General features: G+C 69.7%; 11 protein-coding genes. 8 read left to right on the top strand and 3 right to left on the bottom strand.

Going from position 1 to position 12,124, the window contains the following annotated elements:
* Nucleotides 1-135 precede the first annotated feature (135 nt).
* The gene (locus DW306_RS00300) at nucleotides 136-363 is read right to left on the bottom strand and encodes an RNA-binding S4 domain-containing protein (RefSeq protein WP_136053665.1); all 228 of its coding nucleotides are present in this window, start codon (nucleotides 361-363) and stop codon (nucleotides 136-138) included.
* A gap of 22 nt (nucleotides 364-385) precedes the next feature.
* Complete coding sequence (locus tag DW306_RS00295; protein ID WP_136053664.1) at nucleotides 386-1,537, bottom strand: ROK family protein; 1,152 nt, start codon at nucleotides 1,535-1,537, stop codon at nucleotides 386-388.
* Nucleotides 1,538-1,675: 138 nt separating this feature from the next.
* On the opposite strand from DW306_RS00295, the gene DW306_RS00290 reads away from it, so the two are divergent.
* The 8 genes from DW306_RS00290 to DW306_RS00255 all read left to right on the top strand — a co-directional run bounded on the left by DW306_RS00290 (nucleotide 1,676) and on the right by DW306_RS00255 (nucleotide 11,277).
* Entirely contained in the window at nucleotides 1,676-3,076 is a 1,401-nt protein-coding gene (locus tag DW306_RS00290; RefSeq protein WP_136053663.1) for an extracellular solute-binding protein, read from the top strand.
* Nucleotides 3,073-4,101: a sugar ABC transporter permease gene (locus DW306_RS00285; RefSeq protein WP_136053662.1), complete on the top strand. Its 1,029-nt coding sequence runs from the start codon at nucleotides 3,073-3,075 to the stop codon at nucleotides 4,099-4,101. The genes DW306_RS00290 and DW306_RS00285 overlap by 4 nt, the downstream gene beginning before the upstream one ends.
* Nucleotides 4,098-5,003 (top strand): carbohydrate ABC transporter permease, encoded by a 906-nt coding sequence (locus DW306_RS00280; RefSeq protein WP_136053661.1) that lies wholly within the window; start codon nucleotides 4,098-4,100, stop codon nucleotides 5,001-5,003. Before DW306_RS00285 ends, DW306_RS00280 begins: the two co-directional genes overlap by 4 nt.
* A 35-nt stretch (nucleotides 5,004-5,038) precedes the next feature.
* A complete protein-coding gene (locus tag DW306_RS00275) occupies nucleotides 5,039-6,097 on the top strand; it encodes a zinc-binding alcohol dehydrogenase (RefSeq protein WP_136053660.1) in 1,059 nt (352 codons plus the stop codon).
* Entirely contained in the window at nucleotides 6,094-7,224 is a 1,131-nt protein-coding gene (locus DW306_RS00270; RefSeq protein WP_136053659.1) for a Gfo/Idh/MocA family oxidoreductase, read from the top strand. Before DW306_RS00275 ends, DW306_RS00270 begins: the two co-directional genes overlap by 4 nt.
* Nucleotides 7,221-8,513 (top strand): glycoside hydrolase family 36 protein, encoded by a 1,293-nt coding sequence (locus DW306_RS00265; RefSeq protein WP_136053658.1) that lies wholly within the window; start codon nucleotides 7,221-7,223, stop codon nucleotides 8,511-8,513. Before DW306_RS00270 ends, DW306_RS00265 begins: the two co-directional genes overlap by 4 nt.
* Nucleotides 8,510-10,222: an alpha-amylase family glycosyl hydrolase gene (locus DW306_RS00260; RefSeq protein ID WP_136053657.1), complete on the top strand. Its 1,713-nt coding sequence runs from the start codon at nucleotides 8,510-8,512 to the stop codon at nucleotides 10,220-10,222. Before DW306_RS00265 ends, DW306_RS00260 begins: the two co-directional genes overlap by 4 nt.
* 203 nt (nucleotides 10,223-10,425) lie before the next feature.
* Nucleotides 10,426-11,277 (top strand): CPBP family intramembrane glutamic endopeptidase, encoded by an 852-nt coding sequence (locus DW306_RS00255; RefSeq protein WP_168429181.1) that lies wholly within the window; start codon nucleotides 10,426-10,428, stop codon nucleotides 11,275-11,277.
* Between the two features lie 352 nt (nucleotides 11,278-11,629).
* Here the strand turns inward: DW306_RS00255 and DW306_RS00250 are convergent.
* Nucleotides 11,630-12,124: hypothetical protein (locus DW306_RS00250; RefSeq protein WP_240746988.1), on the bottom strand; the 495-nt coding region annotated here is incomplete at its 5' end.

Genomic DNA, 12,124 nt, shown 5'->3' with positions numbered 1-12,124 from the left:
TCGAGGTCGACATCCGTCCGCAACTGGGCCATACCCACAGTTTAGAACAAACGTTCGAACGAGAAAGAGATCAGCCCGCGAGAATATCGGTCAGATCAGACCGACTCCCGCACGCTATCGGGGAGGGTGATCCCGTCACGGCCGGACGCGTACCGTCCGCCCCTCGAACGTCACCAGGTCACCGTCGTGCAGCTGCCGGCCGCGGCGGCGGTCGACCTCGCCGTTGACCGTGACGTAGCCGTCGATCACGACCTCCTTCGCGTCGCCGCCGGAGTCGAGCAGACCCGAGAACTTCAGGAACTGCCCGAGGCGGATCATCTCGCCGCCGATGGAGATGTCGTCGACCGGATCCGTGTTCGTCATCCCTGCATCGTATCCGCGCGGATCAGGCGCGGGCGAGCGCCGCATTGACCGCGGCCACCGAATACTCGCGCTCGACGACCATCGCGGCGAGTCCGACCACGGTCGCCTTCTCGCCGAGCGTCGACTGGCTGATGCTGAGGTGGCGGGTCGCGCGGGGGAGGGAACGCGGGTACAGCGTCTCGCGCACCCCGGCGAGCAGCGGCGGCGAGGCGAGCATCCCGCCGAGCACGACCTCGGCCGGGTTGAGGAGCGACACCACGGTGGCGACGACCTCGCCGATGAGGCGTCCCGCCTCCTGCGTGAGGTTCGCGGCATCCGGATCGCCCTCGGCGAGGTACGCACCGACGTCGGACGCGGATGCGGCCGGCTTGCCGAGCGCGGTGAGCGAGCGGGCGACGGCGCGACCGGATGCCGCGGCGGCGAGGCATCCGCGCGCGCCGCACTGGCACAGCAGGTCGCCGTGCCCCGCGATCTTGATGTGGCCGATGTCGCCGGCCCCGCCGTCGGCGCCGCGATACACCCGTCCGCCGAGCACGATGCCGGTGCCGATCCCGGACGAGACCTTGAGGAAGCAGAGCGACCGTGAGGTCGGATGCGCGGCGCGCTGCTCGCCGAGCGCGGCGGCATCCGCATCGTTGGAGACGAGCACGGGAACCCCGAGGGCGCCGTTCAGGTGATCGGGGATCGGGTACGCATCCCATCCGGGCATGATCGGGGGCTGGCTCGGCCGGTCGGTATCGGGGTCGACGGGCCCGGGGACGCTGAGGGCGATCGCGGCGACGTTGTCGCGAGCGATCCCTGCGCGCTCGAGCAGGTGCGCCGCGCGCTCGGCGATCGCGTTGAGCGTGTGGTCGGGGCCGTCGGCGACGGCGACCTCGACGCGCTCCTCGACGATGATGCGACCGGCGAGGTCGGTGAGGGCGACCGTCGTGTGGGTGGTGTCGACGCTCGCGGCGATGACGTGCGCGTGCGCCGTGTTGAACTCCAGCTTGCGGGAGGGCCGGCCTGCCGACACCTTCTCGGTGCCGGATTCGACGATCAGGCGGGCGTCGAGCAGCGCGTCAATGCGGGTCGCCACCGTCATCCGCGACAGTCCCGTGACCTCGAGCACGTCGCCGCGCGTGAAGGCGCGGCGCTCGCGAATGAGCTCGAGCACATCGCCGGGACCGGACATCTCCACCTCCATGGGGGTCGTTCTCAGCATAATGCTTGACGACTAGGCGAGTTATGTATAGCTTTTAGTCTTAATGGTCGTGACAGTCCGACCGAGCCCCGAGAAGACCTGCAAGACCTCAGCGCAAGGAGGCGCATAGTGAAGACCCGTGCGACAGCAGCAGCAATGGCCGTGGTCGGCCTGACCGCGCTCGCCCTCACCGGATGCACCAGCTCCGGCGACGACGGCGGAGGCGGTGGCGACGGAGGGGACGGCATCACCTTCTGGCTGCAGGAGGACCTGCCCGACCGGGTGGCCGCGACCCAGGAGATCGTCGACGCCTTCACCGAGAAGACCGGGATCGACGTCGAACTCGTCTCGGTCGCCGAAGACCAGTTCGCCCAGCTCCTGACCTCGTCGGCCGCCGCGGGAGATCTGCCCGACGTGATCGGCGGCATCTCGCTCCCGCAGGTGCGGAGCCTCTCGGCCAACGAATTCGTCGACACGGATGCCGTGGCCGCCACGATCGACGCCCTCGATCCCTCGACGTTCTCGGAGAACGCCCTCACGCTGACCTCCGAGGGCGACACGCCCCTGGCCGTGCCGAGCGAGTCGTGGACGCAGATGCTCTTCTACCGCACCGACCTGTTCGACGCCGCCGGACTCGATGCGCCGGACTCCTACGAGTCGATCCTCGCCGCCGCGAAGGAGCTCGACTCCCCGGACGTGGCCGGGTTCGTCGGAGCCACGGCACCGGGCGACGCCTTCACCGAGCAGACGTTCGAGCAGATCGCGCTCGGCAACGGCTGCGAGCTCGTGAACAAGGACGGCGACGTGGAGCTCGACTCCGACGCCTGCGTCAGCTCGTTCGAGTTCTACGGCGACCTCACCGAGAACTATTCGGTCCCGGGTGCGCAGGACGTCGACACGACCCGTGCGACCTACTTCGCCGGCGGAGCCGCCATGTTCATCTGGTCGAGCTTCGTCCTCGACGAGATGGCCGGGCTCCGTGAAGACGCCAAGCCGTCGTGCCCCGAGTGCGTCGCCGACCCCGCCTTCCTGGCGAAGAACACCGGCGTCGTGACCTCGATCGCCGGACCCGACGGCGACGCCCCGGCGCAGTTCGGCGAGATCACCTCGTGGACCATCACCGAGGGTGCGAACGCCGAGGCCGCGCAGTCGTTCATCGAGTACATGATGAGCGACGGCTACGAGCCGTGGATCGCGATCGCCCCCGAGGGCAAGGTGCCCGTGCGCACCGGCACCGCCGACGAGCCGACGAAGTTCTCCGACCTGTGGGCGACCCTGCCGGCGGGCGTCGACACCAAGGCTCCGCTGTCGGACTTCTACGCACCCGAGGTGCTCGAGGCTGTGGCCGCGGGCCCGCAGGATCTCGCACGCTGGGGCATCACCCAGGGTCAGGGCAGCCTGCTCGGCGCCCTGCAGGGCGAGCTCCCCGTCGCGACCGCCGTCAGCGATGTGGCGCAGGGCGGCGACCCGGCCGAGGCCGCCGCGACGGCCGCCGAGGCGGTGCGCTCGATCGGCGAGTCGCTCAAGTGACCACCCTCGAGAACGGATCCGGGACCGGGGCCGCGCGCCCCGGTCCCGGCGCCACCCCGCCGAAGCGGTCGGACGGCACGAAGCCGCGCCGGCGCTCGCGGCACAACCGCGAGGAGAACCGCGCGGGTCTGCTCCTCATCTCGCCGACGTTCATCATCATCCTGGTCGCGGTGGTGCTGCCGATCATCTGGGCGATCTCGCTCGCCTTCCAGGACGTGCGGCTGATCAACATCCGCGGCACCGGCATCATCGGCGAGTACACGCTCGACAACTTCGTCGACGTGCTGACATCGCCCGGCTTCTTCAGCGCCCTCTGGACCACGATCGTCTACTCCGTGTGCGGCACGGGGCTCGCGATCGGGATCGGGCTCATCGCCGCGGTCGCCCTCCGCAAGCCGTTCCGCGGCCGCGGTCTGATCCGCGCCTCCCTCCTCCTGCCCTACGTCGCCCCGGTCGTGGCCGCGACGTTCGTGTGGTCCACGATGCTCAACCCGCAGTTCGGCATCGTGAACTGGTTCGGCCAGAACGTGCTCGGCTGGGAGGACCCGGTCGCCTTCCTCTCGGACCGCGCCCTGCCGGTGAACATCTTCGGATGGCAGGTGGACCTGCCCATCGCGCTCATCACCGTCATCCTGTTCGAGGCCTGGCGCTCGTTCCCCTTCGCCTTCCTCTTCCTCACCGCCCGCCTCGAGGCCGTGCCCGGCGTGCTCGACGAGGCCGCGCGCGTCGACGGCGCGACGCCCACCCAGCGCTTCCGTCACATCCTGCTGCCGCAGCTGCTGCCGACCATCGCGGTGCTGTGCGTGCTGCGCTTCATCTGGACGTTCAACAACTTCGACGACATCTATCTGCTCACCGGCGGAGGCGCCGGCACCGAGGTCGTCTCGGTGCGGGTGTTCGACCTGCTCACCGCGCGCGGCGACATCGGCGCCGCCGCGGCCCAGGCCCTCGTGCTGGCGGCGATCCTCGCCGTGCTGGTCGGCATCTACCTGAAGTTCTTCGGCAAGCAGGAGGAGCAGGCATGAGCGCGCAGACCTCGACCCGCGCCCCCCGCCGCGGTCTGACCCGCGACAACTTCGAGAACGGCCTGTTCCGCGTTCTCCGCCCGATCGTGATCGTGCTGCTGGTGCTCGTCGCCGTCGTGCCGTTCTACTACATGGTGCTGCTGAGCTTCCGCTCGCTCGACTCGCTGCTGCAGAACCCGGGCGCGCTGTGGATCACGATCGAGGAGCTCGACTTCTCGACGTATCTCGACGTGCTCGCCCCGGTGGATGCCGGCGGCCAGGGCTTCATCGTGTTCATGCGCAACTCGCTGCTGGTCGCGCTGGCGACGGTGGTCCTCACGCTGCTGGTCTCGATCCCGGGGTCGTACGCGGTGAGCCGCCTGGCGTTCTTCGGACGCCGTCAGGTCTCGGGGCTCTTCCTCGCCGTGTACTTCTTCCCGGCGATCCTGCTGGCCGTGCCGCTCTTCGTGTTCTTCACGCAGATCGGACTCCGCGGCTCGCTCGTGGGGCTGCTGATCGTCTACGTCTCGCAGGTGGCGGCCGTGTCGATCTACACGCTGCGCAACTACTTCGCGACGATCCCGGTCTCGCTGGAGGAGGCCGCGGCGCTCGACGGCGCGAGTCGGTTCCAGATCATGCGCAAGATCAGCATTCCGCTCGCGATGCCGGCCATCGTGTCGAACGGCCTGTTCATCTTCATGATCGCCTGGAACGAGTTCCTCTTCGCCCTGCTCTTCCTCGTCGAGAAGCGCGATTCGTGGACGGTGTCGCTCGGCCTGTCGCAGCTGGCCGGCAGCATCGAGGTGCCCACCACGGTGCTCATGGCCGGATCCGTCATCCTCACCCTGCCCATCATCCTGCTCTTCTTCGCATCGGAGCGGCTCCTCGTCGGGGGCCTCACCGCCGGTGCCGAGAAGGGCTGACCTCACCCGTCGATCCTGGAAGGAAGGCACACCCCGTGTCCCACGTCGTGCAGTTCTCCGCCGTCCGCGAGGTCGAGCTGGTCGAGATCGAGGCGCAGCCTCTGACACCGGGCAGCGTCCGGATCGCCACCTGGTACTCCGGCATCTCCGCGGGCACCGAGCTCACCGCCTACCGAGGCACCAATCCGTATCTCACCTCGACGTGGGATGCCGAGCGGCGGCTGTTCGTGCCGGGAGAGCCGAGCTTCGGCTATCCGGTCAGCGGCTGGGGGTACTCGGAGGTCGGCCAGGTCGTCGAGGTCGCCGATGACGTGACCGATGTCCACGTCGGCGACGTCGTGCACGGCATCTGGGGTCACCGCAGCGACGCCGTCGTGCCGGCCGCCGCGGTCGCCGGACGCATCGTGCCCGACGGCGTCGACCCCGTGCTCGGCACGTTCGCCCGCGTCGGCGCCATCGCACTGAACGGGGTTCTCGCCGCCGATGTGCGACTCGGCGAGCAGGTCGCCGTGTTCGGGCAGGGCGTCATCGGCCTTCTCGCCACGCGACTCGCATCGCTCTCGGGTGGCCGGGTGATCGCCGTCGACACCCTGGCGGCCCGCCTCGCGATGGCGACGAGCTTCGGGGCCGTCCACGCGGTGGATGCCCTGCGGGAGGGGGGCGCGGGGGAGATGATCCGCGAGCTCACCGGCGGAGGCGCCGACAGCGCGATCGAGCTGTCGGGCACCGATCGCGCGCTGCACGAGGCCATCCGCTGCGTCGTGACGGAGGGTCTGGTCGCGGCATCCGGCTTCTACCAGGGCGGGGCTGCGAACCTGCGCCTCGGCGAGGAGTTCCACCACAACCGCGTGCGCATCGTCGCCAGCCAGATCTCCGGCGTGCCCGTCTCGCTCGGCGGCCGCTGGAACCAGGCGCGTCTCGTGCGCACGGTCATGGGCCTCGTGTTCGCCGGTGACGTCGACGCGGGCGCGCTCGTGTCGGATGTCGTTCCCGCCGCCGAGGTCGCGGGCGTCTTCGCGCGCCTCGACGAGGGCGACCCAGAGATCCTGCAGGCAGTCCTGCGGTTCGACGCTGCGCCGGAGCGGGTGCAGTGACCTCCGATCTCCCCAACGACGCCGTTCCCTCGTACCGCCCGTCCTTTCCGGGACGCCGCCTCGGCGTCGGTCTCGTCGGAGCGGGCGCCATCGCGCGCTCCGCGCACCTGCCGGCCTACCGCGGCTGGGACGTGCCGGTCGTCGCCGTGACCTCTCGCACGGTCGCCGACGCGGAGGCGCTCGCCGCGGACTTCGGCATCGACACCGTGCACGAGTCCCTCGACGCCCTGCTCGCCGACCCGCGTGTCGAGGTGGTCGACCTCGCCACCGGACCCGCCGGCCGCGTCGAGCTCATCGCCGCCGCCGTCGCCGCGGGGAAGCACGTCCTCGCGCAGAAGCCCCTCATCAGCGATGCGTCGGAGCTGCCGCGTCTCGCCGAGGTGCTCGCGGATGCTCGCGCGAAGGGCATCCGCGTCGCCGTGAACCAGAACGCCCGCTGGGCCCCGGCCTGGCGGCTCGCGACCCTGCTGATCCGCGGGGGGCGCATCGGCGACGTCATCGGGGTGACGCACCTGCACGACAAGCCGCTGCCGCCGCTCGCCGGAACACCCTTCGACGACGTGCCGCACATGCTGCTGAACGACTACCTCGTGCACTGGATCGACATCACGCGCTGCTGGCTGGAAGGATCGTCGGTCGTGGCCGTCGCGGCATCCGATCATCGCGTTCCCGGCCAGCCCGACGAGGCCCGCAACCCGTGGGGCGCCGACCTGCGCATCGACGTGTCGACCGGCGCCAGCGCGTCGATCCGCATCGCCGGCAGCGCCAGCACGCATGCCGGAGGGTGCCCGTTCTGGATCCACGGCACCGAGGGAACCCTGCGCGGCAGCGTGCTGCTCGGCTCCGACCGTCTCACGCTCGACCGTGACGGCGAGAGCATCGAGTTCCCGCTGGAGGGGCAGTGGTTCACCGACGGATTCGCGGGCGCGATGGGCGAGCTGCAGACCGCGATCGCCGAGGACCGCGAGCCCGAGAACGCCGCCGCGCACATCGTCGCGACCGTGCGGACGACCATCGCGGCCGTCGAATCGGCGGAGCGCGGAGGGATGCCGGTGCGCCCGGCAGACCTCGAACTGACGACAGCCGTCGACTCGACGAAGACCGCAGAGAAGAGGGGAGCAGCGTGACCGTCCTCGATGAGATCCCGGTCGGGCCCGAGGCCCGCGTGTACGCCGAGGGATGGCAGAGCTGGAGCCCGACGACCTGGTCGGCGCGCGACGATGAGATCCACCGGCCGGTGGAGCCGTGGCAGCACGCCATGCGCTTCCGGCCGGGCACGCCGGTCGCCGAGGGTGCGCTGCAGGGCGAAGGGCTGCTCGTCGTCGATCCCGGAGACGGGAGCGAGGTGCGCGTGTTCGGGACCCTCGACGCGAGCCGTGAGGTGCCGACGATCCATGCGTCGTGGCGCGGAGATCGTGTGGTGGTGGAGACGGATGGATCGGGCGAAGACGTTTCGTCTCGCTTCGCTCGCTCAACGACCGGAGAGATCGCCCTGGAGTCGTTCGGCGACCGCTTCGGCACGGCATCCGGCGCTCGGTTCGGGTGGGCCGCGCCCCGGGTGTGGTGCACCTGGTACCAGTACTTCGAAGAGGTGCATGCCTCTGACGTGATCGAGAACGTTGGGGCGATCGATGCCGCGGGGCTCGACGTCGACGTGGTGCAGATCGACGACGGCTGGAGCCTCGGCACCGGCGAATGGACCGCCCCGAACCCGCGCTTCGGCTCGCTGCCCGACGCCGTGAGCGCGATCCTCGACAGCGGTCGCCGTGCCGGCATCTGGGCGGCGCCCTTCTCGGTCGGCGCGAACTCCTCTGTCGCCCGCGAGCATCCGGACTGGGTGCTCGGAGATGCCGGGAAGAACTGGGGCGACGACCTGCGCGGCCTCGACCTCACGCACCCGGGCGTGCGCGACTACCTCACCCGCGTCTTCTCCGAGATCCGCGATCTGGGCATCGACTACGTCAAGCTCGACTTCCTGTATTCCGGAGCGCTGCCGGGCCGGCGCCACGACGCGGATGCCACGCCGATCTCCGCCTACCGCTCGGGGCTCGAGCTCATCCGCGAGGTGCTCGGCGACGACGCGTTCCTGCTCGGCTGCGGCGCCCCGATCCTGCCGAGCGTCGGTCTCGTCGACGCGATGCGCGTCGCCGGCGACACGTTCCACGAGGGCGGCGAAGACGGATCGCAGGGTCTGCGCGGACGGATGTCCGTCGAGGCCCGGTCATGGCAGCACGGCCGGTTCTGGACCAACGACCCCGACTGCCTGGTCGCCCGCCCCGAGTTCGCGCTGCGCGAGGAGTGGGCCGACGTGGTGCTCACCGCTCCCGGCATCCGCGGTTTCTCGGATCGCATCGAACGGCTCGACGCGCGTGGGATGGAACTCGTCCGTGACCTCCTGAAGGAAGCCTCCGCATGACTCCCGAGAATGGTCTGCAGGACCGCCTCGCCCCTCTCGTCGAGAGGCTCTACCCGGATGCCGCGGCGGAGGTTCTCGCCGCACTCGTCGACCTCGCCGAGACCTGGCGCGCGCGCCTGGCCGCGCCACGGCAGGACGCGGATCATATGGGGCCGGACGAGAGCACCGCGTACCTCATCACCTACGGGGACTCGTTCCGTCGGCCCGGGGAGACGCCGCTCCACACACTCGCCGGCGTGCTGCGCGCGCACATCGGCGATGTCATCAGCGACGTGCACCTGCTGCCCATCTACCCGTGGACCTCGGACGACGGGTTCGGCGTCGTCGACCACCGCCAGGTGAACCCGGCGCTCGGCACCTGGGACGACATCGCCGATCTGCGCGACGAGTACGCGCTCGCCCTCGATTTCGTCGCCAACCACATCTCGAGCTCGTCGCCGTGGTTCCAGGCGTGGCTGGCGCGCGACCCGCGGTACGTCGGGTACTTCCTCGATCCGGGCCCCGATTTCGACGTCTCGCATGTCGTGCGCCCTCGGGTCACCCCGCTCGTGCACGAGTACGAGCGCCCCGACGGCACGGTGGCGCGCGCCTGGACCACCTTCGGTCCCGACCAGATCGACGTCGATCCGAGCACGCCCGCGGTGCTCCTCGATCTCACCGACATCCTGCTCGGCTACCTGGCGCACGGTGCCACCACGGTGCGCCTCGACGCGATCGGCTATCTGTGGAAGCAGTCCGGCACCACCTGCATCCACCTGCCGCAGACGCACGACATCATCCGGATCTGGCGCATCCTCGTGGACGAGCTGGCGCCGGGCACTCTGCTGCTCACCGAGACCAACGTGCCGCACGCCGACAACATCACCTACTTCGGCGACGGCGGCGATGAAGCGCACATGGTCTACCAGTTCGCGCTGCCGCCGCTCGTGCTGCACGCCTTCGTCACGGGTCGGGCGACCGCGCTGGCCGAATGGGCGAGCGGAGTCGGTCCTGTCAGCGACACCGCCACCTGGTTCAACTTCCTCGCCAGCCACGACGGCATCGGCCTGCGTCCGACGGAGGGGCTGCTGACGGATGCCGATCGCGCTCTGCTCGTCGAGCGCACGCTCGCGCGAGGCGGACGGGTGTCGATGGCGAAGCGTCCTGACGGCAGCGAGGGCGTGTACGAGCTCAACACCAACTTCCTCGAGGCGCTCGTCGACCCGGCCGACCCGGATCCGGATGCTTCCGCCGTGCGCCGCGGCCTCGCCGCCCACGCCATCCTGCTGTCGCTCGTCGGCGTCCCGGCGATCTACCATCATTCGCTGCTCGGCTCGCAGCAGGATCACCAGGGTGTGCAGGACAGCGATATCGCGCGGCGCATCAACCGCGAGGTGCTCGATGCCGACCGCCTGGCCGAAGAGCTGCAGGAGCCGGGTCGGCGTTCCGGCATGCTCGAGGGGGTGCGCGCCATGCTCGCGGTGCGGCGGGGCATGCCGGCGTTCTCGCCGTTCGCGGCGCAGGAGATCGCCTTCCTCGACGACCGCGTGCTCGTGGTGCGCCGCGCGGCAGGGGCGGATGACGAAGTCGTCGCGGTGGTGAACGTGAGCGACGAGACGGTGGTGCTGGAGACACTCCGTGGTGTCGATCTGCTCAGCGGCGAGCGCCACGATGGACTCTCGCTCCCGCCCTTCGGCTACGTCTGGCTGGTCGCTTCCCAGGAAGAGTGAGGAACGGATAGGTTTCGTCCGCCGTCGCCGCAACCGCCGCCGCCACGCCGGCATCTAGAGATCGAGGAGATCTCCCAGCCACTTTCTCACCGCTGAGAGGCGGACGTGTGATGCGGCAGCCGTTCTGTCATCATCGATTCAGGAACGCCGGATCCGCTTCTGACGGGAAGCGACGGGCGGCCGGACCGTTCAGAGGGGGCATCATGGCCGAGCAGACAGCAGCTGCGCCGTCGTCAGCGTGGAGGCGATTCTGGAACCGAGGCGGCTTCTGGCGAGCACTTCTGCTCGCTGCGGTGTATCTGGGTGTGTATGAGCTGATCGGCTTCCTGCTCGGTCTGGGCCTCCCCGAGGGGAGCGGTCTGCGGGGCGAGAAGGGGAGCGCCGGGGACGTGTTCTTCACCACGGCGCTGCCCATCATGCTCACGAGCGTGCTGCTGTTCGCCTTCGCGGCATCCGTCGGCTGGCTGGGCGAGCTCTTCTCGCGCCAGCGCCTCGGCGGTCGTCGGTGGATGTGGATCGCCCTGATCGTCGTGCTCGTGATCAATGTCGCCGCCCTCCTCAGCATCGACTACGGGAAGGCGGGCATCCCGCTCGTCGGAACCTGGTTGCTCGCAGGGTTGTTCGTCGGCCTCGTCGAGGAACTCGTCACGCGCGGTTTCGTCGTCGACCTGATGCGCAAGGGCGGCCATGGCGAGATCGCCGTCGCGCTCGCCTCGGCGGGCATCTTCGCGGCGTTGCATTTCACGAACCTCTTCACCTCCGACCAGGGGCTCGGCACCACGCTCCTGCAGATCGTCTACACGTTCTTCTTCGGCGTCTGCATGTACCTGATCCTGCGGGTGACGCGCACCCTGATCGCACCGATGCTCGTGCACGCGAGCACCGACCCGTCGATCTTCCTCTTCGGCGAGTTCCACACGAACGGCAACCCTCTCATCCTCCTCCCGACCCTGAGCACGTACATCGTGATCGTCACCGGAGCGATCCTGCTGATCGTGTTCCTCGTCAGCGAGCGGCGCCGTCGCCGGACCGAGGTCAGCGCGCCCGCGAGCTAGCCCTCGCGGGAAGACGTTCTCGCGCATCGGAGTCGGTGACGGGAGGGCACAGCCGACGATTCGCGGAGGTTATGACGAATCGCGGGTGACATTCCGTGAAAACATCCGTGAATCGTCACGACCTCCGTGAAACGTCGGGACGCGGCAACGTCCGGACGGGATCGATGGTCGACCGCTCCGAGGTCATCCGGAGAAGGGAGAGGTGGGTGAGGTGAGGGGGCCCCACCCACCTGCCGCCCCAGTGGAGGAGGGCGGCTGAGGAGCCACCGCCCCGGGACCCCTCCCGACGCGGGTGCGGTGCCAGTCCACCAGAAGCGCCTTCACGGAGAAGCGCTCCGTTGTGAAAGGCGGCTCAGTCGTCGGTGTCGGTGCCGACCACCGCGAAGTCCGCCGTGAAGTCGATGTCGATCGAGCGGTTGTCCTGCGTCAGGACCGAGGCGTCGTAGGGGCTGACATCGTCGCTGTCGACGTCGAGGTCGGTGATCAGGCCCTCGGCCTCAGCGAGAGCGGCCTCGACGAGGGAGCGGATGGTCTCGTCGTCGAGGGTCAGCGCGGGGCCGGTGTCGTCGCCGTCGGCCTTCTCGGTCGAGATGACCGTGGCCTGGAGCTGGTCGTCGACACGCACCTCGGTCTCGTCGCCCGCGGCGGTGGTCAGCTGCACCTCCCAGGCGCCGTCGCGCTTCGCATCGATCGAGGTGACGTCGCCCTCGGCCGTACCGCGCGCCGCCTCGGCGATGTCGATGAGCTCGTCGGCGGAGTCGCTGCCGATCGCGGCGGCCGGGCCCGGACGTTCGGCGGGGCCTTCACCGTCGCGCGGCCCGTCGTCGTCTCGTCGCTCGCCCTGGTC

Source organism: Microbacterium sp. K24 (assembly GCF_004794465.1).
In the GTDB taxonomy this organism is placed as follows: Bacteria; Actinomycetota; Actinomycetes; order Actinomycetales; family Microbacteriaceae; genus Microbacterium.
The sequence above is the reverse complement of the archived record's forward strand: the minus strand, read 5'-3'. Positions and strand labels throughout refer to the sequence as shown.

Coding starts and splice junctions, on each gene's coding strand:
- DW306_RS00300 (WP_136053665.1), bottom strand. CDS start 363: ATGACGAACACGGATCCGGTCGACGACATCTCCATCGGCGGCGAGATG.
- DW306_RS00295 (WP_136053664.1), bottom strand. CDS start 1,537: ATGTCCGGTCCCGGCGATGTGCTCGAGCTCATTCGCGAGCGCCGCGCC.
- DW306_RS00280 (WP_136053661.1), top strand. CDS start 4,098: ATGAGCGCGCAGACCTCGACCCGCGCCCCCCGCCGCGGTCTGACCCGC.
- DW306_RS00260 (WP_136053657.1), top strand. CDS start 8,510: ATGACTCCCGAGAATGGTCTGCAGGACCGCCTCGCCCCTCTCGTCGAG.
- DW306_RS00255 (WP_168429181.1), top strand. CDS start 10,426: ATGGCCGAGCAGACAGCAGCTGCGCCGTCGTCAGCGTGGAGGCGATTC.